Source organism: Roseivirga sp. (assembly GCF_965216855.1).
Lineage (GTDB): Bacteria > Bacteroidota > Bacteroidia > Cytophagales > Cyclobacteriaceae > Roseivirga.
The window spans coordinates 1,852,756-1,879,671 of sequence record NZ_OZ244204.1 but is presented as its reverse complement, the minus strand read 5'-3'; the positions used below and the strand labels follow the sequence as shown (position 1 = coordinate 1,879,671).

Below are 26,916 nucleotides of genomic sequence, written 5' to 3'. Positions count from 1 at the left end.
GATGAACACGATAAAAATAATTCTGGTAGATGATCATAAAATGGTTCGGGAAGGAATTAAAACCTACCTGGCAGAAGATGAACTTTTTGAAATAGTGGGAGAGGCTGAGAATGGACAGGATTGCCTGGATCAACTTGAGCAGGTGTATACCGACATGGTTCTCACCGACTTGAATATGCCTGTGATGGACGGGCTGGATTTGACCAGGGAGATTCAAAAGAGGTACCCCGGCATGAAAATTATAGCGCTGACTATGATGGGTGAAAGTCAGCATATCAAGCAAATGCTGGCAGAAGGTGCCCTGGGTTATTTACTAAAAAATTGCGGTTCTGATGAACTAAAAATGGCCATAAAAAGCGTTATGAACGGAGGAACCTACTATTCCCCTGAGGTAACAAATATCATCATGAACAACATCAGAAGGGTGAAGTCTAAGTCGGCCAGTAAAGTAGCTGTAGAGATGCCACTAACGGATAGAGAGAAACAAGTACTTCGATTGATTCTTAAGGAGTACTCCAATCAGGAAATTGCAGAAGAATTGTTTATATCGGTTAGAACGGTTGATGCTCACAAAAGGAACTTACTTGACAAAACTGGCAGTAAAAGTGTTGCTGGCCTTGTGATGTATGCCGTTGACAGACAACTGTTTGAAGATATCTAAGGAATAGGTAGATTGCCTATATTTTACCATTAGGTAAATTGCCAATAAACACAACATTTAGTAATAGTAGTTTAACAGTTACGTCCGGGCAATCTATGCTTATAGGTAAAAACAATCCTTTGAATGCTACTTTAGCAGAGACGCTTTCCGATTATATGTCAACCGGATCCAGGGTCTCTCCTGAAGAATTCCTATCTCCCGACTTTGATTCCACTATCGAAGAGGTTGTGGTATTCGTGAACCTGATTGATTTGACCAATCAGGAATCACAGATCGTGAAAAAAGTAAGGGCTCTTAGTAAAGAGACCAAAATCGTAGCTATTCACACCTTTACCGTCCCTTCTATGATAGAGCAGGTAATCAGTCATGGTTATGATGCCTATTTATCCTTTTTTGATCTTTCAAGAGATATGGATAGCCTCATGAATTCGCTTCGTGAGAACAGCGAGGTTTAGAAAGTCTTTATTTCCCTTTTTGGGAACAATAACTATATCTGGGAGTTCATTGAGCTGTAAGTATCAGATATTCAGTCGATTAATTTAAGGCAATAGTATTGCAGCCCATATTTCAAAGAATTGGAATATGAAGGGGCTGAAACTAATCATTGCGCTAATCGGACTAAGCTTTATGACATCAAGCTGTATCAGTGATGCTTATTTATTTAATGATAAGGATGAAGAGTCGAAAGTTGAACAGCTGCAAAGTTCTCTGATCGGTCATTGGGTTTTTGAATCTGACAATGGAGAAAGCATTGTTCTGGGTGTACAGGAAGAGAGTAATGAGCTTTCTCTGAATACACCTCAAGGAGCTAAAACCATTGAGTCAGTAAAAACCATGGGGGACCTGGGGTTAATCATACAGTTTAAAGACTCGGAGAAGGTCATTGCAAAATTTAAATCCTATCAAAGAACTACACTTATGTTGATGAATCCTGAGGGCATTGACCTTGGTTTGAATTCTCAATTACTTATTACCCTAAGAAAAGCAAAAGAGGAAACCGTTCTTACAGCTTCCTCTAATGATCAATAATATTATACTAAGCAGACTATATGTGAAGTGCCCGGTTGTCGGTGGCAGCCAGGCACGCTTCTTTAAATGCCTCTGTATAGGTTGGGTGAGCATGTGACATTCTTGAGATGTCTTCTGCACTTGCTCTATACTCCATCGCTACAACAGCTTCTGCAATCATGTCAGCAGTTCTTGGCCCGATCATGTGAACACCAAGAATTTCATCAGTTTGTTTATCGGCCAGTACTTTCACCAGTCCATCTGTATCCATAGAAGCTCTGGCACGCCCTGATGCTTTGAATGGGAAAGAACCTGTTTTGTAGGCAATGCCTTTTTCCTTGAGTTGTTCTTCAGTAAATCCTACAGAAGCTACTTCGGGCCAGGTATATACCACGCCAGGAATTAGGTTGTAGTTGATATGGGGTTTTTGGCCAGCCATAGTTTCTGCTACAAAAGCACCTTCTTCTTCGGCTTTGTGAGCCAGCATGGCTCCTTTAATCACATCACCAATAGCGTAGATGTTATCGGCAGAAGTTTTCAGGTGCTCATCTACTTCTATACGTCCTCTGTCATCAGTTTGAATGCCTACATTTTCGAGGCCTAAGCCTTCAGTATAAGGCTTTCTTCCAATAGAGACGAGGCAGTAGTCACCTTTAATTTCTACCGTTTCTCCTTTTTTACTTTCCGCTTTTACCGTAACCGTTTTAGCAGTGCCTTTTACTTCGGTTACCTTATGGCCCAGGTAGAAATTGAAACCCAGCTTTTTCAGTGATTTCTTGAGCTCTTTACCCATGGTACCATCCATAGATGGAATGAGGTTATCCATGAATTCTACCACTGAAACTTCAGCACCCAGACGGGCATATACAGAGCCCAACTCCATTCCAATTACTCCTCCTCCAATCACAATCATGTGCTTTGGAACTTCTTTCAGTTCAAGAGCCTCGGTAGAAGTGATCACTCTTTTCTTATCAATTTCAATGAATGGCAATGAGGAAGGCTTAGACCCTGTAGCGATAATGACTTTATCAGTTTCGATCTGGGTTTCTTTACCTTCACTGTCAGTAACTTTGATATTGTTTTTATCAATGAATGAACCCATGCCGTGATGAACATCGATCTTGTTTTTCTTCATGAGAAAAGCAATACCATTCACGTTGTCAGCTACTACACCTCTTTTCCTCTCAATCATTTGCTCCAGATTCACCTTTAGGTTATCGAGTTCAATACCATGGGTTGTGAAAGTATGCGCAGCATTATGATAATGCTCTGAAGAATCGAGCAGCGCTTTGGATGGTATACAGCCTACGTTAAGGCAGGTTCCACCTAAAGTGTTATATTTTTCAATGATGGCGGTTTTCATGCCTAGTTGTGCACAACGAATTGCTGCCACATATCCACCGGGACCTGAGCCTATCACTGTTACATCGTACTTCATATTTTTGATTTTAGATGTTTGATTTTCGTTTTAAACCCCCAGTAAAAGTCTTGTGGGATCTTCAAGTAATTCCTTCACCCTTACAAGGAAGCTTACAGACTCACGGCCATCAATAATTCTATGGTCATAAGACAAGGCCACATACATGATTGGTAGAATCTGCACCTCTCCATTCACAGCCATAGGTCTTTCCACAATGTTATGCATTCCAAGAATTGCAGATTGCGGTGCATTAATGATTGGAGTAGACAACATTGAACCGAAGATACCGCCATTGGTAATGGTGAAGGTTCCTCCAGTCATTTCTTCAATAGAGAGCTTGCCATCTCTGGCTTTCGTTGCGAGCCTGATGATTTCTTTTTCAATCTGATCGAAGCTCATACCTTCTGCATTTCTGATCACAGGTACCATCAGACCTTTAGGTGCTGAAACGGCAATAGAAATGTCAGCATAGTCATGGTAAACAATTTCGTTTCCATCGATCTGAGCATTAACGGCAGGCCAGTCTTTCAGGGCCATAGTGACGGCCTTGGTGAAGAATGACATAAAGCCAAGATTCACTTCGTATTTCTCCTTGAATTTCTCTTTGTATTGTTTTCTCAGGTCCATGATAGGCTTCATGTTTACCTCATTAAATGTGGTAAGCATGGCGGTCTCATTTTTAACAGATACCAACCTTCTGGAAACCGTCTTTCTTAGAGAAGACATTTTTTCTCGTCTCTCATCTCTGTCTCCTGATACAGTTACCGCTGCAGGAGTTGATTCGGCTTGTTTTTCTTCTTTCTTAGGAGCCTTGGCATTCTCAGCATCTTCCTTCGTAATTCTACCGTCTTTACCGGTCCCCTTAATTTGGGAAGCATCAAGACCTTTTTCAGCGATGATCTTAGCTGCTGCAGGAGAGGCGTGACCTGTTGCATAGGTATTATCTCCACTACTGGAGGCCTCGCTGGCGCTGGTAGAGCCAGAGCTTTTTGAGTCTTCAGTTTTAGCAGGAGCTCCACCTTCAGTAACTTCTATTTTGCATATCAGGGCTCCGATTTCCAGAGTGTCTCCTTCTTCAGCTACAATTCTAAGAATACCATTGGCTTCTGCAGGTAATTCGAAAGTTGCTTTATCAGAGTCTACTTCAGCAATAACCTCATCCAGTTCTACATAGTCACCATCGGCTTTTAACCAGCTGGAGATAGTTACTTCGGTAATAGACTCACCTACGGTAGGTACAATCATGTCCTTCACTTCTCCAGTTGATTTCGGCTCATCAGTCGATTCTGATGATTCATTTGCCGCTTCTTTCTTCTCTTCTTTACCGGAGTCAGAGGAGTCGTTTCCACCTCCCGCAGCATCTGTATCGATGAGGCAAACCACATCACCTATTTCCAATGTGTCTCCTTCTTCGGCTTTAATGGTTAGTTTTCCTGCTGCTTCCGCATTCAACTCGAAAGTAGCTTTGTCGGATTCCAGTTCACAGATTACTTCGTCCATTTCAACGAAGTCTCCATCTTTTTTAAACCATTGGGCAATAGTTACTTCGGTAATCGACTCGCCAACGGCAGGAATTTTAATTTCCAAACTCATGATTCTCTATGTTTTATGCGAAAGCTTTTTCTATAATTGATTCTTGTTCTTCGGCATGCACTTTGGCAAAACCTGTAGCCGGTGAAGCACTGGCTTTTCTTGAAATTCTGGTCAAACTTCTTTCAGGATAAACTCGCTGAATATAATTCCAGTAACCCATGTTTTCCGGTTCTTCCTGTAGCCAGACAAATTCCTCTGCCTTGGTGAATTTGTTTAGCAACTTCTCTACTTGAGTCTTAGGGAAAGGATGTAGTTGCTCAATTCTGATGACGGCAACATCTTTGATTTTGTCCTTTTCTCTTTTCTCGATCAGGTCATAGTAGACCTTACCCGAGCAAAGCACCACTTTTCTGGCAGAGGCTGGTTTGACAATATCATCACCAATTACTTCCTGAAACCTGCCTGAAGTAAACTCACTTAGGTCTGAAATAGCTTTAGGATGTCTTAATAGTGATTTTGGAGACATAACCACTAGCGGTTTTCTGAAATCCCAGGTTAATTGTCTTCTTAAAGCATGGAAGAAGTTGGATGGGGTTGTTATGTTGGCAACCACCATGTTGTACTCAGCACAAAGCTGCAGATACCTTTCAGGTCTTGCATTAGAGTGCTCCGGTCCCTGACCTTCATAACCATGAGGTAGTAGTAACACCAGTCCGTTCATTCTTTGCCATTTAGATTCAGAACAAGAAATGAACTGATCTATCATCACCTGAGCACCGTTGGCAAAGTCTCCAAATTGTGCTTCCCAAATAGTCAAGGCTTTAGGGTTGGCCATAGCATAGCCAAACTCAAAGCCCATTACTCCAAATTCAGAAAGAAGTGAGTTATAAATTTCAAACTTCTGCTCAGCTCCCTCAATATGGTTAAGGCTGTGGTAAGCCTCGTTGGTGTTGGCATCATGAAGTACAGCGTGTCTGTGGGAGAAAGTCCCTCTTTGAACATCCTGTCCGGTCAGACGTACGGGATTACCCTCTAATAATAATGTACCGTAAGCCAGCAATTCTCCACCTGCCCAGTTAAGCTGCTTCTCTTTAAAGAACATGTCTTTGCGCTGCTTTAACTGCTTTTCAATCTGCTTAATTGGTTTGAAGCCTTTTGGAAGAGATGTCAGAGCCTTAGCTACTTTATCTATTTCTTCTTGTTTAACTCCGGTTTCTGGAGAAAGATCGAAGTCTTCAGGTTTAGACCTCCTCAGGTTTCTCCATTCTTCTTCCAGGGGCTGATATACATAAGGTAATGGCTTCTGCTTCACCATATTCAAACGGTCTTGAAGAAGATTGCGGAATTCCTTATCCATATTCTTAGCCAATTCAGCTTCAACCTCTCCTTTTTCAATCAGCTTTTTATTGTACACTTCTCTTGGATTAGGGTGTTTGCTAATGAGGTTATAGAGTGAAGGCTGAGTGAATTTAGGCTCATCACTTTCGTTGTGTCCATGTCTGCGGTAACATACCATGTCGACAAAAATGTCGCTACCGAATTTCTGGCGATACTCTGTGGCAAATTGAACACAGAAAACAACCGCTTCAGGGTCGTCACCATTCACATGAAGTACAGGAGCATCGATCATTTTAGCTACGTCTGTACAGTAAACGCTTGATCTTGCATCGTCAAAATCAGTAGTAAAACCTACCTGGTTATTGATAACAAAGTGAATTGTACCTCCTGTATTGTAGCCCTTTAGCTGGCTCATTTGTACCACTTCGTAGACAATACCCTGACCTGCTACGGCAGCATCGCCATGAATCAGTACCGGAAGAATTTTCGACCTGTCCTTATTATATTCTGCATCGCCCTTGGCTCTTACAAAACCTTCGACCACTGGATTTACAGCCTCAAGGTGAGAAGGGTTAGGTGCCAGTTTGATCTCTATTGTTTTGCCATCAGGGGTTTGGACCTGACTAGAGAAGCCCATGTGATATTTGACATCACCATCACCCATGGTAAGGTCGGGCTTTGCATTACCTTCGAATTCATTAAAGATTTGCTCATAGGTTTTGCCCATAATGTTAGCCAGCACGTTGAGCCTGCCTCTGTGGGCCATACCAATCATTACCTCTTCAACTCCCAGTTCTGCTCCTTTATTAAGTATAGCATCAATAGCAGGAATAGTAGTTTCTCCTCCTTCCAGAGAGAATCTTTTTTGTCCGAGGTATTTGGTATGAAGGAAATTTTCAAAAACAACGGCTTCGTTGAGTTTGCTTAATATTCTTTTGCGTTGCTCGTGTGATGGATTGAAAGAAAGGGCATCTTTTTCAATTTTCTCTCTTAACCATTTAAGCTTCTCCGGGTCTCTTACCGACATGTATTCGAAGCCCACGGTGCCCTCATAAATGTACTTAAGAGAGTCGATGATTTTTTTCAATGTGGCTCTTCCAATGCCTATTTCGGCACCACAGTTAAATTCTGTATTCAGATCCGCCTCACTGAGTCCGAAATCTTCGAGATCCAGAATAGGTTTTCTGTCACGTCTCTCTCTAACCGGGTTGGTTTTTGATCGGAGGTGAGCCCTTGTTCTGTATGCATGGATTAAGTTACGTACCTGGACTTCTTTGTCAGATACCAGACTACTGCTTTGGCTTTTCGCTGGGCTCGACTCTGTGCCAGGTAGCATTGGAAATGATTCCTGGGCAAATTCAAAACCTTCAAAGAATTTCTTCCAGCCTTCTTCAACACTGGCAGGATCTTGAGAATACTGTTGATAGAGCGCCTCAATTGCTTTTGGGTCTGCATTACCGAGGTAAGAGTAATTGCTCATAGGGTGATTTAAGTTTGTAGTACAACAAAGGTACTAGATGAGTTCCATGTATTAAAACCGTATAAACGAATATACAAATTCAATTTAATTTCAGTCATTTAACCATAGTTTTTGCATAAAAGTGCCGCTGTAGTCTATAATTTTACTGGTCACTGTGATTTTAAAACAAAAAGACTCTATCTTTGCAGTCCTTTTTCGAGACGTGTTCTCAGAAGAAGAGAGGACGTGATCCTCATTTAACCATATAAAGAAAAATGGCAGTAAAAATCAGATTGGCCAGAAGAGGCCGCAAGAAACAAGCAATGTATGATGTAGTCATTGCTGATGCTAGAGCACCACGAGATGGTCGCTTTATTGAGAAAATTGGTACTTACAATCCAAACACCGACCCTGCATTTATCAATATCGATAATGACAGAGCTTTTAAGTGGTTGATGGATGGTGCCCAACCTACAGACACTGTGAAAGCAATGCTTTCTTACAGAGGTTTGATGTTGAAAAAACACTTACAAATTGGTGTTATTAAAGGTGCTTTAACGCAAGAAGAAGCAGACAAGAAATTTGAAGCTTGGTTAGCTGATAAGGATGCTAAAATCCAAACTAAAGCTGATCAGATTGCTCAAAGCAAGGCAGACGCTAAGAAAGCTAAGCTTGAGGCAGAGGCTAAAGTAAATGCTGCCAGAGCTGAAGCTCTCGCTGCTAAGAAAGCCGAGGCTGACGCTGCTGCTCAACCTGCAGAGGAAGAAGCAACAGAAGAAGCTGCTGCTGATGCAGAAGCAACTGAGGAGGTAACTGCAGAAGCAGAAACTTCAGAAGAAGCTCCTGCCGAAGAAGGCGAAGCAAAAGAATAAATTGTTTGGGCCATGAATATTGATGACTGTTATCAGTTGGGTTACATCATCAAGCCCCATGGTTTAAAAGGTGAGTTGCAGGTGTTACTAGATGTAGATTCACCCGCAGCATATCAGAATTTGGAATCAGTTTTTGTCCGTCAAGGGCAACAGCTGGTTCCTTTTTTTATTGAATACATTAACGTCCGTTCTGAAAAGGCCATTCTCGCTTTTGATGAGATCCAGACATTGGATGAAGCTCAATCTTTAAGAGGTGCAGAGCTATACTTACCTTTGGATGTATTGCCTGAAACAAATGATGATGAGTTCTATCTTCACGAGATAGATGGCTTTCAGGTATTTGATCAGGAGGGCAGCTCGATTGGTCAAATTAACAATGTTATTGAGAGCGGTCCACAGCTGATTCTTGTCTTAGAAAATGATCAGGGCACCGAGATTCTATTGCCTTATACAAAGGAGCTTTTGATTCGAATTGATAGAAAACTCAGGGAATTTCATATTCAGGTGGCCGATGGTTTGATGGAGGTATATACTAATCCTGATGATGAGAATTGATATTATCACACTCCTTCCCAAATTATTGGAGAGTCCCTTTTCTCACTCGATACTTCAAAGGGCTCAGGATAAGAATCTGGTCAAAGTAGTGGTTCACGACTTGCGACAATGGGCAACCAATAAGCAAAAGCAACTGGATGACTATGCCTATGGTGGCGGAGCCGGAATGGTGATGATGATCGAACCAATTGACCTGTGCATCTCAGAGCTGAAGAGCCAGCGTGATTACGATGAGGTGATTTATATGACTCCTGATGGAGAACGCCTTGAGCAGGGTATTGCCAATCAGCTGTCGCTTAAGAAGAACATTATTATTCTTTGTGGACATTATAAAGGAGTTGATGAACGCGTAAGAGAGGCCTTTGTCACCAAAGAAATTAGTATCGGAGATTATGTGCTCTCAGGGGGTGAGTTAGCAGCAGCAGTTTTGTCTGATGCTATTATCAGGTTGATTCCGGGGGTACTCTCAGACGAAACCTCGGCATTAACAGATTCATTTCAGGATAATTTGTTAGCACCGCCAGTTTATACACGTCCGGCTGAGTACAAAGGAATGAAAGTTCCTGATGTCTTACTTTCTGGTCATCAGCAGAAAATTGAGGACTGGAGGGCTCAGAAATCCATGGAAAGAACCATGCAGAGAAGGCCTGATTTACTAGATGAATAAATTTTATAGCAAAAGGCAGATAATCAAAAAGTAATCTCTATATTTGCAGTCCGTTTTGCGGGAAGTGCTTTTAGACGAAGAAATCATGAGCGAACTTATCAAACTTATAGAGGAAGAAAATAACGAAAGAAGAGCTGAATTACCTTCTTTCAATGCCGGTGATACTGTTAACGTACACGTTAAGATCAAAGAAGGAAACAAGGAGAGAATCCAGCAATTCCAGGGTACAGTGATTCAAAGAAAAAATCAAGGTACTAATGGTGAGACTTTCACTGTAAGAAAAGTTTCAGGTGGTGTTGGTGTAGAAAGAATCTTCCCAATCCTTTCTCCAAGTATCGACAAAATTGAAGTAGTGAGAAGAGGTAAAGTGAGAAGAGCCAGATTGTTCTACTTGAGAGGACGTCAGGGTAAAGCTGCTCGTATCAAAGAAAAGCTTTCTAAATAAGCTTAATCATAAAGACATTTTAAAAGCCCCGGAAGGGGCTTTTTTATTTTATTCAGTCATTTTGTCACAATTCCAAAAAAGGCTCGTTAATTGCACCATCGAGTCAAATTGTATCAATGGCGACTATTTCATTCTATAAATATCAGGGAACAGGAAACGACTTTGTCATGATTGACAACCGTCAGCATGTCTTTGATAAAAAGAACCTTTCTTTAGTGACCAGTCTATGTGACAGGAGATTTGGAATAGGAGCGGATGGAGTGATCCTCATTGAAGAAAGTGAGGAGGCCGATTTTGAAATGGTCTATTTCAATCCGGATGGTTCTCAATCCCTTTGTGGTAATGGAAGCCGTTGCGCTGTTATGTTCGCCCGTTTCCTGGGAATGATCAAAGACGAAACCGAATTCATGGCCATTGACGGACTGCATTATGCCAGGGTTGAGGATGATAAGGTATTCTTGAAGATGCATGATGTAAACAGCTTTGAAAGAATAGCTGACGACTATCTGATCGACACAGGCTCTCCACATTATATAAGGTATACTGAAGATACTCAGTCTCTGGACCCGGTTGCAGAAGGCAGGGCTGTGAGGTATTCTGATCGCTTTGCTGAAAAGGGAGTAAATGTCAATTTTCTGGAGAAGGTAGATGAACATACTTTAAAGATCAGAACCTACGAGCGTGGTGTGGAAGGTGAAACTTTGAGTTGTGGCACCGGATGTACCGCAGCAGCTATCTCTTTAGGTATCCAACATGATATTGATTCTGTTAGCCTACTAGCAATGGGAGGTGAGTTGCGGGTTGATTTTAAGAAGACCAACAACTCATTTACAGATATATTTTTAATTGGCCCGGCAAAGGCTGTTTTTCAAGGTCAGATTGAGGTTTAAAGAATTGAACCAGACCTTCATTAATTAACTGCAAGAAATTAACTTTAGCACATAATTTTAAGATATGAGCATTTTAACAAAAGGGTTGGCTAAGCTTTTCGGAAGTAAGTCGGATAGGGATATAAAAGAAGTAGCCCCTTATGTTGAAGAAATCAACAAAATATATAACTCATTAAGCAGCCTGACTGATGATGAGCTAAGAAATAAAACAACAGAATTCAAAGATAGAATCGGTGCTGATCTCAAAGAAATCGATGATCAGATTGCCGAACTACATAAAAGAGTAGATGAGAATCCTGATCTGGATATTCAGGAAAAGGAAGCTGCTTTTGATGCTATCGATAAATTGGAAGAGGATAGGAATGAAGAACTCGAAAAGACCTTGATGACTATTCTTCCGGAAGCTTTCGCGGTAGTAAAGGAAACGGCCAGAAGGCTGAAGGAAAACGGAAGCCTGACAGTAGAAGCTACTATGTGGGACAGACAACTTGCTGCTCAGGGCGATCATATTCAAATTGATGGTGATAAAGCAACCTGGAAAAATGAGTGGATGGCTGCTGGTAACTTGGTGAAATGGGAAATGCTCCATTATGATGTCCAGCTGATTGGTGGAATTGTATTACATCAAGGTAAAATAGCTGAGATGGCCACAGGTGAGGGTAAAACATTGGTTGCCACCTTGCCTGCTTACCTGAATGCACTGGCGCAGAGAGGAGTTCATGTTGTAACGGTAAATGACTACCTCGCTAAGCGTGACTCAGAGTGGATGGCACCTCTGTTCCAGTTCCATGGTATGAGTATCGATTGTATCGATAAGCACCAGCCTAACTCAGAAGAAAGACGCAAAGCCTATACCTGCGATATTACCTATGGTACGAATAATGAGTTCGGATTTGATTACCTGAGAGATAACATGTCTCGTGATGCCAATGAACTGGTTCAGCCTAAGCATCACTTTGCTATGGTAGATGAGGTTGACTCGGTTTTAATTGACGAGGCCAGAACACCATTGATTATCTCAGGTCCGGTGCCAAGAGGAGATGAGCATGAGTTCCATGAATTGAAGCCTAGAATTCAAAAGTTGGTGGATGCACAAAGAAAGTTGTGTAGCCAGTACCTGAACGATGCTAAAAGATTGATTAAGGAAGGAAATGAACAAGAAGGTGGCTTAGCCCTTTTCCGTGCCTATCGCGGACTTCCTAAATACAAGCCTTTGATTAAATACCTCAGTGAGACAGGAGTTAAAATAACCCTTCAGAAAACAGAGAATTTCTACCTGCAGGATAATCAGAAAAACATGCCTCAGGCTGATGAGCCTCTCTATTTCACTATCGATGAAAAGAGCAATGCCGTCAACCTGACAGAAAGAGGTACTGAGTTGATCACTGGCGAAGGAGAAGACCCTAACTTCTTCATTTTAACAGATATTGGAGATGTAGTGGCACATCTGGAAAAGGATGAAACACTTTCTGATGAAGACAAGCTGAAGCAGAAAGATGAAGCCATCAAAGATTACAGTGTCAAAGCGCAGCGTATCCATACAGTGAATCAGTTGCTTAAGGCCTTTACTATGTTCGAGCGCGACACGGAATATATCGTGGCCGATAACAAAGTAAAGATTGTTGACGAGCAGACAGGTCGTGTCATGGAGGGCAGAAGATACTCAGACGGATTGCATCAGGCGATTGAGGCCAAAGAGAATGTGAAGGTTGAAGATGCTACGCAAACCTACGCAACCATTACGCTACAGAATTACTTCAGAATGTATCACAAACTGGCCGGTATGACCGGTACAGCCGAAACAGAAGCTGGGGAGTTCTGGGAAATCTATAAACTCGATACCGTAGTAATCCCTACTAATCGTCCAATTCAAAGAGACGATAGACAAGATAAGGTCTACAAGACGGTGAGAGAGAAATTTAATGCCGTAGTTGATGAAATTGTTGAATTGACTGAGCAAGGCAGACCAGTACTGGTGGGTACTACTTCCGTAGAAATCTCGGAGGTTCTCAGTAGAATGCTCCACCTTAAGAAACTCAATCACCAGGTATTGAACGCCAAACAACACGCCAGAGAGGCAGATGTTGTAGCAGAAGCGGGTAAGCCGGGTACGGTGACTATCGCCACCAACATGGCAGGTAGGGGTACAGATATTAAGCTTCATCCGGATTCGAAGGCAGCAGGTGGTTTGGCCATTATTGGTACTGAGCGTCACGAGTCAAGACGAGTCGACCGTCAGCTTAGGGGTCGTGCCGGTAGACAAGGTGATCCAGGGTCGTCTCAGTTCTTCGTTTCTCTCGAAGATAACCTGATGAGACTGTTTGGTTCTGACCGTGTAGCCAAACTCATGGATAGAATGGGATTGCAGGAAGGTGAGATGATTCAGCATTCTATGATTACCAAATCCATTGAAAGAGCTCAGAAAAAGGTTGAAGAGAACAACTTCGGTATCAGAAAGAGACTGCTGGAATATGACGATGTAATGAATCAGCAGAGAACGGTAATCTATGACCGAAGAAAGAATGCCCTGTTAGGAGAAAGATTGCAGCTCGACATCATGAACATGATGTATGATACTTGCGAAGAAATTGTGAGTAACAGCAAGGGAGGGGAAGATTATGATGCCTTTAAGCTGAGTACTATTAGTACGCTGGGACTGGATACGAAGATCTCTGAAGATCAGTTCAGAACGACTGAGGCCAACACCCTGACCAACGACTTGTATGAAGAAGCCTTCAGAACTTATCAGGCTAAGAATAAAATGATTGCTGAGCGTACTTTACCATTCATGAAGCATATTCAGAGTGAACGAGGCGCGACCGTAAAAAATATTCTTTTACCATTTACCGATGGAAAGAGACAGATTGCTGTAGCGGTTAATCTGGAGAAAACCATTGAGACCAATAATGCTGAAATGGTAAAAGCGATGGAAAAAGCAATTACACTTGGAGTGATTGACTTAACCTGGAAAGAGCATTTGAGAGATATGGATGACCTGAAGCAATCTGTACAAAATGCTGTGTACGAGCAGAAAGATCCATTGCTCATCTATAAATTTGAAGCATTTGAGATGTTCAAGGTATTCCTTAATAAGGTGAATGAAGAAACAATCTCATTCCTTACCAAGGCATTTATACCAAGTGAAGATCCAAATAGGGTTCAGGAAGCCAGAACATCTTCTAAGAAGCAAAGCTATAACGAGTCGAAAGAAGAGAGTAGAAGTGCTCTTGCTGCCAGACAGGACACAAGAAACAGACCTCCGGTAGAGAAGACGGCTCCAATTAAATCTGAAAAGGTTTATGGTAGAAATGACAGGGTATCTGTTCAGTATACAGACGGAACTGTAATGAAAGACGTTAAATTCAAGGTTGTTGAAGAAGATATCAAAAACAACAAATGTGTAGTCCTGGATGAATAAGCCTTTATTAAATATTGCTTTACTGCTTCTTGTTATTGCACTCGGTTTTCTGAGTTGTACTCCTCAGTCGGTTCCTCAGAAGACAGAGGTGATTGATTACACCTATGAGGATGACCTGACCAGGTACAGGCCTCTTTTCAAGGATGAGTCAGAAGAACCAGGTCAGGAACAGTCAGTGATTGCTAATGAACCGCTCAAAATATCCTATGATATTACTGAGCAGTTGAATGCTGTTGCTGATTCTATGATAGTGAAGAATGATAGTATCAGGACTGTAGATGGCTACACCATTTTGGTGTATTCAGGAAATAACGAGCTTCAGGCAGGCAGAGTGAGAAATAGGCTGTTTGATCTTGTTCCTGAATGGGAGGCTAAGTTCAGCTATAAATTGCCCACTTACTTTGTGAAGGTTGGTCAATTCTATCAGCAAATTGAGGCTCAGGCGCTCTATAAAAAAATTCGAAGCTACTATCCAACAGCTTCAATAGTACCTGAAAAATTCCCAATCGAGAATGATTGATCAGCAGCGCGTAAAAGAATTGGCTCATCAGTTTGCTGGTTCCGCCATTGAGGTAAGAAGGCATATTCATGCGCATCCCGAACTTTCCTATGAAGAAGTACAAACTGCAGCCTTCGTTGCAGGTAAGCTAAGGGAAATGGGGATTGAGGTACAGGAAGGTGTGGCTGATACAGGACTCGTTGCCTTAATACTAGGAAGAGATCCTCAGTCTAAAACTGTAGCGTTGAGAGCAGACATGGATGCTCTGCCCATCACCGAGACCAATGATGTCCCCTACAAGTCGAAGAACGAAGGTGTTATGCATGCATGCGGGCATGATGTGCATACCGCCTGTGTTTTGGGGGCAGCGAAGATCCTCAATGAATTGAAAGAACAATTCACAGGTACAGTCAAATTGATCTTTCAGCCTGGAGAAGAGAAAAACCCTGGGGGGGCTTCATTGATGATCAAAGATGGGGCTCTGGAAAATCCTAAGCCTAATGCTATGTTGGGACAGCATGTTATGCCTTTTATTCCAACCGGAAAGGTGGGTTTCAGAGAAGGTAAGTACATGGCCTCAGCAGATGAGATTTATCTCACTGTAAAAGGTAGAGGAGGGCATGCCGCGCTCCCGGACCGAGCCATTGATCCTATAGTAATATCGGCTCAGATTATTACTGCACTTCAACAAGTGATCAGCAGAAATGCCGACCCGAAGACTCCAACCGTTTTGACTTTTGGGACTATCAATGGAGGCTTCGCTCAGAATATCATTCCGGACGAAGTTAAGATATCAGGTACCTTTAGAGCGCTTGATGAAGACTGGAGGTTTAAAGCTCATGAGTTAATCACCAAGGCGGCACAAGGTATTGCGGAAGGCCTTGGAGGTAGTTGCGATGTCTTCATTGACGTTGGTTATCCTTATCTGAGCAATGATGTCAAAACTACCAGGTTAGCCCGTAAAGCGGCCGAAGATTACTTAGGCAAAGAAAACGTTGAAGACCTTGATCTTTGGCTGGGAGCAGAAGACTTTGCGTACTACAGCCATGTGGTTCCTTCGTGTTTCTATAGACTAGGAACAGGCAACGAAGCTAAAGGTACTACCAATGGTGTTCATACACCAAACTTCAATATAGACGAAGATGCTATTGAGGTTGGAATAGGTTTGATGGCTTGGATTGCTTTGCAGCAATTAAATGCCAACAGTTAAGAACCTCAGCATATAGACCAATCCAATACTTACAGCAAGTCCGAAGAAGACTTTTCCAAGGTCACCACCTAAGTCCTTCAACGTTTTATTAGGAACCGCTCCATAGGCGAAGTACTTGATACCAATTTCACGTCCGGCAAGCAAGCCAAGGAAAACCCAGGTTGTACTCATTGGAATGTGGTTCAATTCTTTGAAGAACAAGAGAATTAAAGCGTAAGAAAAGTCAATGATTGTTGCTGACCGAATGTCTATTGTATTCGTTTTGGCCTGAACAATCTTCTGAATTGCACCCCCTCGAGAGTAGAAAATGTAGCCTAGTAGAACAAGGAAAACGACCAGCGAGAATATGAGGTTAGAACTAGATACCTGTCTTGGCAGGTAAACATAAATATTGGCAAAGTCCTGAATCAACCATTGTGACCATAGGAAACCAGTTGACATCCACTGCAATACTGTCCATAACTTTTTCTCTTTGGCTGTTGCTGGGTTCTCTATAAAGTACTTCTCAAATTTTTTGGCAATGGCCAGATATAGAACAATAGCAACTCCAAATGCCACTAAATAGCCTGCCATGGATTTAACCACCATGTCATACAAATTCTTTGGGTTGAAGAAGGTAAGGATAAGGAAAGACGTACTCACCGGAATTCCAAATCTCGTAATGATCAGGAGGACAATGGGCGGTAATAAATAAGGCCATCCGAAGCCCTCTTTATCTACTGGATTTAAGTATTTAGGATTGGCCATTGAATTATCAGGAGGATCTCCAATAAGACGGCCATAGGTAACATCACCTCCATTTACATACCATCCGTAAACCAATACAGCAGTTAATATTCCAGCAGCAAAAATCCATAAGACCCACCACTTGCGATTCTCATTGGATGAAAGGAATGTTCCTAACGTCTGGATAACATCATTGCCGATGACTGAGTATGCTGAAAGGACAAAACCAACATACATTACAATTTCGAGCTGAGACATCTTTAGGAGGAAATACTAACGTCTAATTTCTTAATAGGTCAATTGAACACAAAACTAAAATAACTTTTCGGATAATTTGTAGCGCCCCAATATTGGTTCTGATTGATTGTCAAGCTATTATGACAAATAATATGCTTAACCATCACAATATCAAATAGATAGAGTCTTAACAATTTTTTCAAAAACCCCTTAATTGTTAACATAGGCTTTACATAGGTGGCAGATATACCGTGATGCTTTAATCTATTTTTGCAAAATATTTTAGGCGAGCTATATGTAGCTGGTATGACAGAATCTTTGAAAAATAGCAATCTTGAAAAGCCGATAGGCTGGTTGGGCACAACGGTCCAATTTGTGATTGCTGCATTTCTGTTTCTGTTGGCTATTGATCTTGTAGGTGAGTCTTTCACCATGCTTGGGCAAGAAACCGCTCGTTCTATTCTGTTGGCAACCTCCAACCCTTTCATTGGCTTATTCATTGGTTTGTTAGCTACCGCTTTAATTCAGAGCAGTTCTACAGTAACATCGATGACTGTTGCTGTAGTGGCTTCTGGTTATTTGACTCTTGAGAATGCCATACCCGTTGTGATGGGTGCCAATGTAGGGACAACCCTCACAAGTACTCTGGTTTCACTAGGCTTTATTACGAAGCGTAATCAGTTCAGGAAAGCTATTTCGGCTGGATCCATTCACGACTTCTTCAATATTATAACAGTACTGATAGTTTTCCCTCTGGAATACTATTATGGTACATTGACTTTTTTGGCTCAACAGCTGACAAGACTTGTTCAGGATTCAAGTTTCGGCATAGACATTTTTCATACCTCATACGGATTTGGGATTTCAAGAATTAGCAGAGAGCTGGTGACAATATTTCCTCAGAATATTATCGCATTGGTTTGTGCTCTGATACTGCTTTTTATATCCATCAAATTTCTGTCGAATATTATCTATAAGCGTCTGATTGGAACATCCAAGGATCGTTTGAAGCGATTTATTTTCGATAATCCTTACAAGTCATTTGGATGGGGCTTCTTGGTAACCGCAGGAGTTCAGTCCAGCTCGGTGACTACTTCTTTGATTGTTCCTTTGGTGGCATCCGGGAAGGTTCTTTTGAGCAAGTCATTCCCGTTTGTCATGGGAGCCAATATTGGTACTACTATTACCGCCTTACTAGCAGCTTTCAATAAATCTGATGCCGCAATTAGCTTGGCATTTGTACACCTTCTGTTCAACCTGATTGGCGTTTTGGTATTTCTTCCTTTTCCTATTCTTAGGAGAATACCTGTATTGCTCGCGAGTAAATTCGGTGCCTTAACATTGGACTCCAGAATGATTGGGTTCTCTTACATTTTATTTACTTTCTTCTTGATGCCCTTTGCGCTTATTTACTTCAATAAAGGGTATGTAACGGAACGTACTTATTTGTATGAAAATCAGGTTTCAGGAGCAGAGCCTAAGTCTATTACAATCCAGATCAGAAGAGAGGTCTCTGAAAATAAGCTGGAATATTATGTGTTCAAAGATGGAGCTCCGGTGGAAAGCTCATTGCCAGATACTATCTTTATGATTAGAGAGAGGCAACAGAAGTTTGCTTCAACTTCAGAAATATTTACTTACGACTTCTCAACTTCAAAATTCAACAAGTCAGATAAGATTCTCAGCAAGAACGACACCGCCACTTATTCGGCTGGTGCTTTAAACCTTGAGCATTTAAATTATTTCGAAGTACAGCTTCCTAACAATCAGACAGGGCATTATTGGTTTGATCCAGATCAGAAGGTACTCATCAGATCTGTTATCTATGATCAGTCCGGCAATCTTATCAAGTCCTCAAAATTGATTTCAATTCAATAATTCACGGCCTTATTCTTATCTTGCCGGAAATAAATCAGGTTTGAAGTTCTTCGATTTTAACAAGCTGACAGAAACGGTTTCTGCCTATATTGAAACCCGAATTGAGTTGATGAAGCTCGATTTCCAGGAGCAGTCTGTCAGATTCATTGCTAAGACCCTTACACTTCTTATCATTTCGCTTTGCATCCTGGCGACTTTGCTTTTCCTGTCTTTAGGGTTATCAGCACTTTTGAATCAACTGTTAGAGAGCGCCTATTGGGGTTACATGATTGTTGCGGGGCTCTATTTGATCATTGGTGTTTCTGTATTTTTATCGAAGAATAAGATTGAAGATAAGTTATTAGAAGAAGTAAAGGACTCTGGAATTCTTGAAGAACCTGAAGAAGAAAATGAGTAGTAAAGAAGAACTTATAGCGAACAGTAAAGAACTAAAGGATTCAATTGAGGATCAGTTCGAAAATCTGCGAGACAGGCTTGAGGGAGCTGGCAAAATTGGCCTGATGGCAGGAGGAGGTATTCTGGCAGTTTGGCTGCTTTCAAAAATTTTTCACTCAGGCGATGCTGAAGAGGATGAGCAAATGGAAACTGAGTCCTCAAAAAAGACAAAGAAGAAGAAAAAGAAACATAAGCCAGTGTTTAAGACATCGGGAAGCGCTGGTTTCTTGATGGATACGGTGAAGGAGCAGGCTATTTTGTTTGCTTTGGGTATGGCCGCCAATCAGTTAAGAATCTTCTTAAAGGAACTTGAAGAAAAGCATGAAAAGAAAGGTTCTGAATAGCATACTTTCCGGCACAGAGGGGGCTAAAAAATCTTTGGCCGTTTTGATTGATCCGGATGATTTGGACGAATCAGGATTGGTTCAGTGCTTAAACCGTTGTATTGAAAATACTGTCGACTATATTTTTGTCGGTGGCAGTCTGGTGACGTCTAATAGTATGCATGAAGTGGTGAGCTTCATTAAGTCTTACACTAACATTCCATGTGTTCTTTTCCCGGGCAATGCCATTCAGATCTCAGCTGATGCAGATGCTATTTTGTTTCTATCCCTTATTTCCGGTCGTAATCCTGAGTTGTTAATTGGTCAGCATGTAGTAGCCGCTCCTGTCTTAAAGAAAAGTAAGATAGAAGTCATTCCAACAGGTTATATGCTGGTAAACTCAGGAAGACCCACTAGTGCATCGTATATGAGTAACTCTCAACCCTTACCAAACGATAAACCAAGCCTAGCCGCAAGTACTGCCCTGGCAGGAGAGATGCTTGGTATGAGGTTGATCTATATGGACGCAGGTAGTGGAGCAGATGAGCCCATTTCCCAGAAAATTATCCGACAGGTGAAATCGAACCTGGGGGTGCCGTTGATTGTAGGGGGCGGATTGAATACAAAGGAAAAAGTCAAGAGAGCGTTAGATGCTGGAGCCGATATAGTGGTGATTGGTAATGGGGTACAAAAAAACCTCGATCTGATGACCGAGGCTTCTGATATCATTCAAATGTTTAATGAGACATTAAACGTTAATTAGACTTTCTCTGCGTCTCATTTTTCCGGCAGGAATTCCAAACATCATCTTAAATCTGCGGCAGAAATAAGCAGTGTCTTTATAGCCGACTTCTTTACCGATGTCTCTAATACTTTTCTTGGTCGTTCTAAGCAGGTCAACAGCCGCTTCCATGCGCTGATATTCAATATAGTCCTGAGGGTTAATGCCGGTCAGCATTTTGAAATATTGACCTACGTAATCTTCAGACACATTTGCCACTCTTGCGAGTACTTTGTTAGACAGGTCTCCGCCAATGTTTTCTTTGATGTAGCTGAAAATATCGATAAGACGTGGGTCCTTGAAATAAGTGCTGTTTGTTACTAATTGCTCTACAAAGAGTCTATTATCCAGAATATACCTGATGATTTCAACCACGAGATATTCTGTATTTACTTTGATGATTCTATTCTTTCCTGGCTTTACAGAGTTGTCTTCATCAATGATGAGTCTGATCAGGTCGGCAATAGTGTCTGAGCTTCTGATTGCAAAAGGAGTGATGTTGAGAGATGAAAAGAAATTCACAGAATCGAACACTTTTGCCTCGAACATTACCTGGCTAAATCCATCTACGTCATAGTCATTAATTTCGGACTCTGAAGCATTCTGTAAATACTTCTTTTTATTAGTAATAAAGTCCTCGTTATTGATGGCGGCCGCGGTAGATGAACCGAATGAAATATTTAGCGATTTACCACCAGGAATAAAAAGCATATCTCCTTCAGATACCTTTTCCTGGTCTGGTCCAAAATATATATCACCGTTGTTGACAATAATTATAGTGTTTTCTACATCATAAAAATTGTTGATCGTAACAGATTTGGCAATCTTGATATTACGGCTTTTAATATATCGGACCCCAAGAGATTCAATAATCTTGTTATAGTCTTCCATAGTCTCTTAAAAATATTAGTAACAGTCTCTTCATAAAGTTGCACTGATTTTATGACCAAACTAAATTTTTCAAAAAAAAAATGACCATTGGCATGATTAGATATGCCAATGGTCATATTAATTGTAATATTCTAATTATTTAAGTAACTCTCTGGAGATTACGATTTTCTGAATTTCTGAAGTGCCTTCGTAGATCTGAGTAATCTTTGCATCACGCATTAGGCGCTCTACATGATACTCCTTTACATAACCATAGCCACCGTGTACTTGTACCGCTTCAACGGTGACATCCATCGCTACTTTCGAAGCATAGAGTTTGGCCATGGCGCTGGCTTTAGCGAAGTCTTTTTTCTCATCCTTCAGATAGGCTGCCTTTAAACATAACAGACGGGCAGCATCAATCTCTGTTGCCATGTCAGCAAGCTTAAATTGAATGGCCTGATGCTGGCTAATGGGTTTACCAAATGCCTTTCTTTCCTTAGAGTAAGCCAAGGCCAGTTCATATGCTCCTGATGCAATGCCCAGTGCCTGAGAGGCAATGCCAATTCTACCTCCGTTGAGAGTAGACATGGCAAATTTAAACCCGAAGCCATCTTCTCCGATTCGATTCTCTTTAGGCACTTTTACATCGGTGAACATAAGAGAATGGGTGTCAGACCCTCTGATTCCCAGTTTGTCTTCCTTTTTACCAACGACAAAGCCTTCCATGTCCTTTTCAACAATAAGGCAGTTGATTCCTTTGTGACCTTTCTCGCGGTCAGTTTGAGCGATTACCAGATAGATAGAAGCAGAATTACCATTGGTAATCCAGTTTTTGGTACCATTTAACAGGTAGTAATCACCTTTATCTTCAGCAGTGGTTTTTTGCGAAGTGGCATCTGAACCAGCTTCCGGTTCTGAAAGACAGAAGGCACCAATTTTCTCACCTGAAGCCAGCGGCTTGAGGTATTTTTGCTTTTGCTCTTCAGTACCATACTTTTCCAGTCCCCAACATACAAGGCTGTTGTTTACTGACATACAAACGCTGGCAGAAGCATCTATTTTCGATATTTCTTCCATCGCCAGTACGTACGATACCGTATCCATTCCGCCCCCGCCATATTTAGGGTCTACCATCATTCCCATAAAACCCAGCTCACCCATTTTACGGACTTGCTCAGCTGGAAATTGCTGTTTATCATCTCTCTCAATTACGCCTGGAAGTAACTCCGATTGAGCGAATTCTCTGGCAGCATCTCTTACTGCGATCTGTTCTTCTGTTAATTCGAAATTCATGGAAAATAAAATTGCCTAACGTTTGTTAGGCAAAGTTATAATAATGTCGATAATTTTCTAATTATCTATCTCCTAAGAATGCTAATACCCAGTAGGCCAACATTGCCAAAGACCCCAAGGCGGCAACAAGATAGGTTCTGGCAGCGGCATTCAATGCATCGGCAGCCATGTCATGTTCCTGACCCGTTGTGATATTTCTTTCCTCAACCCAGGCCAATGCTCTCTTGGTTGCATCGTATTCTACAGGTAGTGTAATGAATGCGAAAAGAGTAAAAATAGTGTAGGCAGCTATGATACCAAGAATAGCCCATTCCATTGGGAACAATTTGACTCCCAAGGAGCCAATGATTAACGCCCAAAACATAATATTGATGATTCGACCACCAGCCTGTTGAACAGGAACCAGCGTAGATCTCATTTCAAGAGGTTTGTAAGCCGTAGCATGTTGTACTGCGTGTCCACACTCGTGAGCAGCCACTGCAGCGGCCATTACTGACCGACCACTGTAAACTTCAGGACTCAGATTAACGGTCTTGTCTAATGGATTGTAATGGTCTGTTAGTCTTCCCTGGACAGAAACGACTTTCACATCATGAATGCCATTATCCCTTAGCATTAGTTCTGCTATTTCTCTACCGGAAAGACCAATTTGTAATCCAACCTGAGAGTACTTTTTAAATTTACCTTTTAAAGACTGTTGAACCACCAGGCTCACAATCATAATTCCAATGATCAATACGAAATACATATTACTTGTCTTTTATTTTCTCAATTATGTTCGAGGTAGAATAGCCCTCTACCAAATCTATGGTTTTGACTTCTCCTCCATTGCCTAAAACGACATCTGCCCCAACAATGGTTTCAACAGAGTAGTCACTTCCCTTTACTAAAATATCGGGGAGCAAATACGTAATTAATTCCCTGGGAGTTTTTTCACTAAATACGGTAAGTCCATCGACAAAAGAAAGAGCTGCCAACATGCGTGATCTTGCATATTCTTTATTTACTGGTCTTTCTGGTCCTTTAAGCTCTCTTACTGAATCATCGGAATTCAACCCAACAACCAATTTGTCTCCCATGGCTGCTGCCTTTTCGAGGTAGTCGATGTGGCCTAAGTGAAGAATATCAAAGCAGCCATTGGTGAAAACTACCTTATTGCCCTGACTTTGCCACTCTTTGATTTGGGCTTTCAGGTCTTTGTGTGACTTAATTTTAACTTCTGTTTTCACTTCGGCTTTTTTTCTTTTCTCTCAGGTTTACCAAAACCAGACTGATTGATCCGATCACTAAAACAGTTATTGCCTGAGAAGTATGCATGATGGTGGCAAAAACTATTCCCTCATTCCTATCTATGCCATAAAGTACTAAAACACCTGCTATAAAGGTATGAAAGGCTCCTATTCCGTTGGGTAATGGGGTGGCCATGCCAAAACTACCCATGACGAGGATAGATAAGCCTGCCAAAATGCCAAGATTTTGTGTCAGAGGTGAACCAAAAGTGATGACATAAAGCATTAAAAAGTACAGTAGCCATATACCCAGGGTTGCTCCCCAAAAGCCGGCTTGGTTTTTTACGTGCCTGAGGCTAATTATTCCTGTCCAGATTCCCTTTACAAACTCTTTAACCTTCTTCACGAGTCCGATCTTATTGCCCAGGTTAGTATAAAATAGGACATATAAGCCCGCGAGACCAGTTACACCCAGGCTTATTAATAGCCAGATACTTTCTTCCAGTTTGGTCTTGAGTCCAATAATGCCATCGTTGAAGTAGTCTTCAAGCAAGTTGAACTGGAGGGCAAAAGTTAGCGCTGTCAATAAGAGCAGGATCAGTAGATCTATGACCCGCTCCGTTACTACCGTTCCTAACGCATGGGGTACAGGAACCTTCTCCGTTCGATTAATAACTCCGCATCGGGTTACTTCTCCCAGTCTTGGAAAAACCGAATTGGCTAAGTAACCAATCATCACCGAGAAGTAGCTGTTCAGAATAGTAGATGAGAACCCGGTGCTTTTCAAGAGCAGACTCCATCTCCAGGCTCTTAAAAAATGGCTGACTATAGACAAAAGAATGCTCAATCCTATCCACCAAAAATTGAATTGCTGAAGAGCAGATTTAAAATCCTGCAAAGGAATTTGTCTGATCACATACCAGAAGATACCTCCTGTAATGATCAGTACTATGATATACTTGAGTAGTTCTTTCGGGCTAAACTTCAACCGGGATTAATTAAGACTATTGTTTTGATCGGGAAAGATAACAATAGGCTCGTGATTTTTCGCTTCTTCTCTGTCCATGATGGCATAAGAAACGATAATGATAATGTCTCCTACCTGTACTTTTCTGGCTGCAGGGCCATTGAGACAAACAGTGCCACTATTCCTTTCACCCTTAATGACATAGGTTTCGAAACGTTCTCCGTTGTTCACGTTCACAATTTGAACCTTTTCATTTTCAATGATGTCTGCGGCTTCCATTAAGGACTCATCCAGAGTGATGCTTCCCACATAATGGAGTTCAGCTTGTGTGACTTTTGCTCTGTGTATTTTTGATTTGAAAACTTCTAACTGCATTTCTTCTCCCCCAAAAACGAGCGCAAAGCTAAGAAATTAACAATAAGTTGTCTATTAATCTGACTTCTCCTATTTCTGCAGCTATGCAAATCGCTGTTTTACTCTGTTCTACTACCTTATCTAAAGGCCTGAAATTTGAAGTGTCTACCACTTCAAAATATTCGAGTTCTAAACGTGCTGACTGGTCAAATAGTTCTGCGATGGCGAGTTTGACCGGGGCTACTTCGCTGGAAGCGAGCAACATATTTTGTGCCTTTTTCAACCCCTTGTAAAGCAGGCTGGCTTCCTCTTTCTCTTCTTCACTGAGGCGAAGGTTTCTGGATGACATGGCCAGTCCGCTTGCCTCCCTTTCGGTGGCCACCATATGTAGGTCAATTGGAAAATTGAGCTCATCGACCAGCTTCTTGATGACAAAGAACTGTTGCAAATCCTTTTGCCCAAAGAAAGCAATGTCGGGTTGAACAATATGAAAGAGTTTCGATACGACAAGTCCCACCCCATCAAAATGGCCGGGTCTGAATTTGCCCTCTAACTGATTGGTGATTGGCCCCAGATTGATTTTAACTTCAGGCTTTGAGGGGTAAACCTCATCTACTTCGGGAGTGAAGACAAAATCACATTGAGCTGCCTCTAATTTTTTGAGATCATCTTCGAGGGTTCTTGGGTATTTAATAAGGTCTTCAGGATTATTGAATTGGGCCGGATTTACAAAGATGGAGGCAACGGTGACATGGGCTTCTTTCCTGGCTGCTTTAACCAGAGACAAGTGGCCATTGTGAAGGGCGCCCATGGTAGGGATAAGACCGATTTTTGAAGTGGTACGGAAAGCTGATAATTCAGATCTGAGATCAGCAATCGTTTTGCAAACTTTCATGAATGATTAACCATAATTAACGTCCCTAATTAAAAGACTCCGAAGCCTTTTTCGTTCATTTGAAGGAAAATTGACCAAAAATCCGTAATTTTGTGCTTCTTTTTAGCAAAGAGGTTTCATTAAATTTCCATTAAATATGTCAAAATTAAGGATTCTTTACGTAGCGAGTGAGATTAACCCTTTCCTTCAAACTTCTGCTGTTGCCGATTTTGTGCGCAAATTGCCACAAGCTATGCAAGAGAGAGGTATGGAGATCAGGATTCTGGTCCCTCGTTTCGGTCTCATTAATGAGAGAAAGAACAGATTGCACGAAGTGGTTAGGTTGTCCGGTATTAATATTGCCGTGGGCGATGAGGAAAAACCATTAGTGATAAAAGTGGCGTCTATCCCGAATGCCAAACTCCAGGTTTATTTCATTGATAATGAGGATTATTTCCATAGAAAGTCTGTATTCTTCGATAAGAATGACAACTTCTACAAGGACAATGATGAAAGAGCCATTTTCTTCTGTAAAGGAGTATTGGAGACAGTTAAGAAGCTTGGCTGGGCACCGGATATCGTACATTGCAATGATTGGATGACAAGTCTGATTCCTTTGTATTTAAAAACTACCTACAAAAACGATCCTTTATTTCAGGACACAAAGTCAGTATTTACTATCTACAACAACGGTTTCGCTCACCAGTTTGACGAAGGTCTGCTAGACAAAGTGAAAATGATGGATATTTCTGACAGCATGCTTGAAAATCTTAAGTCTGCAGACTTTGCCGGGTTTATTAAGACCGGTGCACAATATGCTGATGCAGTGATAAAGGCTGAAGAAGAAGTGAGTCAAAGCTTGAATCAGCTTCTTGAAGAGATCGAAAAACAGAAGACAGTTAATACAATAGAAAAGGACGATAACTTTTTAGATTCGTACTACAACTTATATAATGAACTTGTTGGCTAAG

At 41.5% G+C, this 26,916-nt stretch carries 27 protein-coding genes; 16 read left to right on the top strand and 11 right to left on the bottom strand.

Annotated features, from left to right (window positions below; genetic code table 11):
• Nucleotide 1 precedes the first annotated feature (1 nt).
• From ACOOEY_RS08480 to ACOOEY_RS08470, 3 genes are all read left to right on the top strand, one after another.
• Nucleotides 2–661 carry a response regulator gene (locus ACOOEY_RS08480; RefSeq protein ID WP_420388237.1) on the top strand — a complete coding sequence of 220 codons (660 nt, stop codon included), beginning with the start codon at nucleotides 2–4 and terminating at the stop codon, nucleotides 659–661.
• Nucleotides 662–756: 95 nt separating this feature from the next.
• A complete protein-coding gene (locus tag ACOOEY_RS08475; RefSeq protein ID WP_420388236.1) occupies nucleotides 757–1,116 on the top strand; it encodes a hypothetical protein in 360 nt (119 codons plus the stop codon).
• A 127-nt stretch (nucleotides 1,117–1,243) separates the two neighbouring features.
• Nucleotides 1,244–1,690: a hypothetical protein gene (locus ACOOEY_RS08470; RefSeq protein WP_420388235.1), complete on the top strand. Its 447-nt coding sequence runs from the start codon at nucleotides 1,244–1,246 to the stop codon at nucleotides 1,688–1,690.
• Nucleotides 1,691–1,706: 16 nt separating this feature from the next.
• Here the strand turns inward: ACOOEY_RS08470 and lpdA are convergent, their stop codons facing one another.
• Genes lpdA through ACOOEY_RS08455 form a run of 3 tightly spaced genes read right to left on the bottom strand, consistent with a single transcriptional unit; the run spans nucleotide 1,707 to nucleotide 7,440 of the window.
• Complete coding sequence (gene lpdA / locus ACOOEY_RS08465) at nucleotides 1,707–3,107, bottom strand: dihydrolipoyl dehydrogenase (RefSeq protein ID WP_420388234.1); 1,401 nt, start codon at nucleotides 3,105–3,107, stop codon at nucleotides 1,707–1,709.
• Between the two features lie 30 nt (nucleotides 3,108–3,137).
• Nucleotides 3,138–4,682: a 2-oxoglutarate dehydrogenase complex dihydrolipoyllysine-residue succinyltransferase gene (odhB, locus tag ACOOEY_RS08460; protein ID WP_420388233.1), complete on the bottom strand. Its 1,545-nt coding sequence runs from the start codon at nucleotides 4,680–4,682 to the stop codon at nucleotides 3,138–3,140.
• A 13-nt stretch (nucleotides 4,683–4,695) separates the two neighbouring features.
• Nucleotides 4,696–7,440 carry a 2-oxoglutarate dehydrogenase E1 component gene (locus ACOOEY_RS08455; protein WP_420388232.1) on the bottom strand — a complete coding sequence of 915 codons (2,745 nt, stop codon included), beginning with the start codon at nucleotides 7,438–7,440 and terminating at the stop codon, nucleotides 4,696–4,698.
• Nucleotides 7,441–7,694: 254 nt separating this feature from the next.
• Between ACOOEY_RS08455 and ACOOEY_RS08450 the strand changes: the two genes are divergently transcribed.
• The 8 genes from ACOOEY_RS08450 to ACOOEY_RS08415 all read left to right on the top strand — a co-directional run bounded on the left by ACOOEY_RS08450 (nucleotide 7,695) and on the right by ACOOEY_RS08415 (nucleotide 15,975).
• Entirely contained in the window at nucleotides 7,695–8,291 is a 597-nt protein-coding gene (locus ACOOEY_RS08450) for a 30S ribosomal protein S16 (RefSeq protein WP_420388231.1), read from the top strand.
• Between the two features lie 12 nt (nucleotides 8,292–8,303).
• A complete protein-coding gene (gene rimM / locus ACOOEY_RS08445) occupies nucleotides 8,304–8,846 on the top strand; it encodes a ribosome maturation factor RimM (RefSeq protein WP_420388230.1) in 543 nt (180 codons plus the stop codon).
• Nucleotides 8,836–9,513: a tRNA (guanosine(37)-N1)-methyltransferase TrmD gene (trmD, locus tag ACOOEY_RS08440; protein WP_420388647.1), complete on the top strand. Its 678-nt coding sequence runs from the start codon at nucleotides 8,836–8,838 to the stop codon at nucleotides 9,511–9,513. Before rimM ends, trmD begins: the two co-directional genes overlap by 11 nt.
• Nucleotides 9,514–9,598: 85 nt before the next feature.
• Nucleotides 9,599–9,958 (top strand): 50S ribosomal protein L19, encoded by a 360-nt coding sequence (gene rplS / locus ACOOEY_RS08435; RefSeq protein WP_420388229.1) that lies wholly within the window; start codon nucleotides 9,599–9,601, stop codon nucleotides 9,956–9,958.
• 116 nt (nucleotides 9,959–10,074) lie between these two features.
• Nucleotides 10,075–10,848 carry a diaminopimelate epimerase gene (gene dapF / locus ACOOEY_RS08430; protein ID WP_420388228.1) on the top strand — a complete coding sequence of 258 codons (774 nt, stop codon included), beginning with the start codon at nucleotides 10,075–10,077 and terminating at the stop codon, nucleotides 10,846–10,848.
• A gap of 64 nt (nucleotides 10,849–10,912) precedes the next feature.
• Nucleotides 10,913–14,266 (top strand): preprotein translocase subunit SecA, encoded by a 3,354-nt coding sequence (gene secA, locus ACOOEY_RS08425; RefSeq protein WP_420388227.1) that lies wholly within the window; start codon nucleotides 10,913–10,915, stop codon nucleotides 14,264–14,266.
• A complete protein-coding gene (locus ACOOEY_RS08420; protein ID WP_420388226.1) occupies nucleotides 14,259–14,786 on the top strand; it encodes a hypothetical protein in 528 nt (175 codons plus the stop codon). The genes secA and ACOOEY_RS08420 overlap by 8 nt, the downstream gene beginning before the upstream one ends.
• A complete protein-coding gene (locus ACOOEY_RS08415; RefSeq protein ID WP_420388225.1) occupies nucleotides 14,779–15,975 on the top strand; it encodes a M20 metallopeptidase family protein in 1,197 nt (398 codons plus the stop codon). Before ACOOEY_RS08420 ends, ACOOEY_RS08415 begins: the two co-directional genes overlap by 8 nt.
• On the opposite strand, the gene ACOOEY_RS08410 is transcribed toward ACOOEY_RS08415, so the two are convergent.
• Entirely contained in the window at nucleotides 15,958–16,959 is a 1,002-nt protein-coding gene (locus ACOOEY_RS08410) for a hypothetical protein (RefSeq protein ID WP_420388224.1), read from the bottom strand. The genes ACOOEY_RS08415 and ACOOEY_RS08410 overlap by 18 nt on opposite strands.
• Nucleotides 16,960–17,244: 285 nt before the next feature.
• Between ACOOEY_RS08410 and ACOOEY_RS08405 the strand changes: the two genes are divergently transcribed.
• The 4 genes from ACOOEY_RS08405 to ACOOEY_RS08390 are packed head-to-tail and all read left to right on the top strand — an operon-like array spanning nucleotide 17,245 to nucleotide 20,337.
• Nucleotides 17,245–18,816 (top strand): Na/Pi symporter, encoded by a 1,572-nt coding sequence (locus ACOOEY_RS08405; RefSeq protein ID WP_420388223.1) that lies wholly within the window; start codon nucleotides 17,245–17,247, stop codon nucleotides 18,814–18,816.
• A gap of 40 nt (nucleotides 18,817–18,856) precedes the next feature.
• The gene (locus ACOOEY_RS08400; protein WP_420388222.1) at nucleotides 18,857–19,213 is read left to right on the top strand and encodes a phage holin family protein; all 357 of its coding nucleotides are present in this window, start codon (nucleotides 18,857–18,859) and stop codon (nucleotides 19,211–19,213) included.
• Complete coding sequence (locus ACOOEY_RS08395; RefSeq protein WP_420388221.1) at nucleotides 19,206–19,595, top strand: hypothetical protein; 390 nt, start codon at nucleotides 19,206–19,208, stop codon at nucleotides 19,593–19,595. The genes ACOOEY_RS08400 and ACOOEY_RS08395 overlap by 8 nt, the downstream gene beginning before the upstream one ends.
• Nucleotides 19,573–20,337 carry a geranylgeranylglyceryl/heptaprenylglyceryl phosphate synthase gene (locus ACOOEY_RS08390; protein WP_420388220.1) on the top strand — a complete coding sequence of 255 codons (765 nt, stop codon included), beginning with the start codon at nucleotides 19,573–19,575 and terminating at the stop codon, nucleotides 20,335–20,337. The genes ACOOEY_RS08395 and ACOOEY_RS08390 overlap by 23 nt, the downstream gene beginning before the upstream one ends.
• On the opposite strand, the gene ACOOEY_RS08385 is transcribed toward ACOOEY_RS08390, so the two are convergent.
• From ACOOEY_RS08385 to panC, 7 genes are all read right to left on the bottom strand, one after another.
• Entirely contained in the window at nucleotides 20,323–21,246 is a 924-nt protein-coding gene (locus tag ACOOEY_RS08385; RefSeq protein ID WP_420388219.1) for a helix-turn-helix domain-containing protein, read from the bottom strand. The two genes, ACOOEY_RS08390 and ACOOEY_RS08385, sit on opposite strands and share 15 nt — an antisense overlap.
• A 135-nt stretch (nucleotides 21,247–21,381) precedes the next feature.
• Entirely contained in the window at nucleotides 21,382–22,521 is a 1,140-nt protein-coding gene (locus ACOOEY_RS08380) for an acyl-CoA dehydrogenase (RefSeq protein ID WP_420388218.1), read from the bottom strand.
• Nucleotides 22,522–22,582: 61 nt separating this feature from the next.
• The gene (locus ACOOEY_RS08375; RefSeq protein WP_420388217.1) at nucleotides 22,583–23,269 is read right to left on the bottom strand and encodes a zinc metallopeptidase; all 687 of its coding nucleotides are present in this window, start codon (nucleotides 23,267–23,269) and stop codon (nucleotides 22,583–22,585) included.
• A 1-nt stretch (nucleotide 23,270) separates the two neighbouring features.
• The gene (gene rfaE2 / locus ACOOEY_RS08370) at nucleotides 23,271–23,750 is read right to left on the bottom strand and encodes a D-glycero-beta-D-manno-heptose 1-phosphate adenylyltransferase (RefSeq protein WP_420388216.1); all 480 of its coding nucleotides are present in this window, start codon (nucleotides 23,748–23,750) and stop codon (nucleotides 23,271–23,273) included.
• Nucleotides 23,734–24,738 carry a lysylphosphatidylglycerol synthase transmembrane domain-containing protein gene (locus tag ACOOEY_RS08365; RefSeq protein ID WP_420388215.1) on the bottom strand — a complete coding sequence of 335 codons (1,005 nt, stop codon included), beginning with the start codon at nucleotides 24,736–24,738 and terminating at the stop codon, nucleotides 23,734–23,736. The genes rfaE2 and ACOOEY_RS08365 overlap by 17 nt, the downstream gene beginning before the upstream one ends.
• A 6-nt stretch (nucleotides 24,739–24,744) precedes the next feature.
• Nucleotides 24,745–25,092: an aspartate 1-decarboxylase gene (gene panD, locus ACOOEY_RS08360; protein ID WP_420388214.1), complete on the bottom strand. Its 348-nt coding sequence runs from the start codon at nucleotides 25,090–25,092 to the stop codon at nucleotides 24,745–24,747.
• Between the two features lie 28 nt (nucleotides 25,093–25,120).
• Entirely contained in the window at nucleotides 25,121–25,966 is an 846-nt protein-coding gene (panC, locus tag ACOOEY_RS08355; RefSeq protein WP_420388213.1) for a pantoate--beta-alanine ligase, read from the bottom strand.
• Between the two features lie 136 nt (nucleotides 25,967–26,102).
• Between panC and ACOOEY_RS08350 the strand changes: the two genes are divergently transcribed.
• Nucleotides 26,103–26,915, top strand: coding sequence for a glycogen/starch synthase (locus ACOOEY_RS08350; protein ID WP_420388212.1), 813 nt, complete (start codon nucleotides 26,103–26,105; stop codon nucleotides 26,913–26,915).
• Nucleotide 26,916 lies beyond the last annotated feature (1 nt).

Coding starts and splice junctions, on each gene's coding strand:
- ACOOEY_RS08480 (WP_420388237.1), top strand. CDS start 2: ATGAACACGATAAAAATAATTCTGGTAGATGATCATAAAATGGTTCGG.
- ACOOEY_RS08475 (WP_420388236.1), top strand. CDS start 757: ATGCTTATAGGTAAAAACAATCCTTTGAATGCTACTTTAGCAGAGACG.
- ACOOEY_RS08470 (WP_420388235.1), top strand. CDS start 1,244: ATGAAGGGGCTGAAACTAATCATTGCGCTAATCGGACTAAGCTTTATG.
- lpdA (WP_420388234.1), bottom strand. CDS start 3,107: ATGAAGTACGATGTAACAGTGATAGGCTCAGGTCCCGGTGGATATGTG.
- odhB (WP_420388233.1), bottom strand. CDS start 4,682: ATGAGTTTGGAAATTAAAATTCCTGCCGTTGGCGAGTCGATTACCGAA.
- ACOOEY_RS08455 (WP_420388232.1), bottom strand. CDS start 7,440: ATGAGCAATTACTCTTACCTCGGTAATGCAGACCCAAAAGCAATTGAG.
- ACOOEY_RS08450 (WP_420388231.1), top strand. CDS start 7,695: ATGGCAGTAAAAATCAGATTGGCCAGAAGAGGCCGCAAGAAACAAGCA.
- rimM (WP_420388230.1), top strand. CDS start 8,304: ATGAATATTGATGACTGTTATCAGTTGGGTTACATCATCAAGCCCCAT.
- trmD (WP_420388647.1), top strand. CDS start 8,836: ATGAGAATTGATATTATCACACTCCTTCCCAAATTATTGGAGAGTCCC.
- rplS (WP_420388229.1), top strand. CDS start 9,599: ATGAGCGAACTTATCAAACTTATAGAGGAAGAAAATAACGAAAGAAGA.
- dapF (WP_420388228.1), top strand. CDS start 10,075: ATGGCGACTATTTCATTCTATAAATATCAGGGAACAGGAAACGACTTT.
- secA (WP_420388227.1), top strand. CDS start 10,913: ATGAGCATTTTAACAAAAGGGTTGGCTAAGCTTTTCGGAAGTAAGTCG.
- ACOOEY_RS08420 (WP_420388226.1), top strand. CDS start 14,259: ATGAATAAGCCTTTATTAAATATTGCTTTACTGCTTCTTGTTATTGCA.
- ACOOEY_RS08415 (WP_420388225.1), top strand. CDS start 14,779: ATGATTGATCAGCAGCGCGTAAAAGAATTGGCTCATCAGTTTGCTGGT.
- ACOOEY_RS08410 (WP_420388224.1), bottom strand. CDS start 16,959: ATGTCTCAGCTCGAAATTGTAATGTATGTTGGTTTTGTCCTTTCAGCA.
- ACOOEY_RS08405 (WP_420388223.1), top strand. CDS start 17,245: ATGACAGAATCTTTGAAAAATAGCAATCTTGAAAAGCCGATAGGCTGG.
- ACOOEY_RS08395 (WP_420388221.1), top strand. CDS start 19,206: ATGAGTAGTAAAGAAGAACTTATAGCGAACAGTAAAGAACTAAAGGAT.
- ACOOEY_RS08390 (WP_420388220.1), top strand. CDS start 19,573: ATGAAAAGAAAGGTTCTGAATAGCATACTTTCCGGCACAGAGGGGGCT.
- ACOOEY_RS08385 (WP_420388219.1), bottom strand. CDS start 21,246: ATGGAAGACTATAACAAGATTATTGAATCTCTTGGGGTCCGATATATT.
- ACOOEY_RS08380 (WP_420388218.1), bottom strand. CDS start 22,521: ATGAATTTCGAATTAACAGAAGAACAGATCGCAGTAAGAGATGCTGCC.
- ACOOEY_RS08375 (WP_420388217.1), bottom strand. CDS start 23,269: ATGTATTTCGTATTGATCATTGGAATTATGATTGTGAGCCTGGTGGTT.
- panD (WP_420388214.1), bottom strand. CDS start 25,092: ATGCAGTTAGAAGTTTTCAAATCAAAAATACACAGAGCAAAAGTCACA.
- panC (WP_420388213.1), bottom strand. CDS start 25,966: ATGAAAGTTTGCAAAACGATTGCTGATCTCAGATCTGAATTATCAGCT.
- ACOOEY_RS08350 (WP_420388212.1), top strand. CDS start 26,103: ATGTCAAAATTAAGGATTCTTTACGTAGCGAGTGAGATTAACCCTTTC.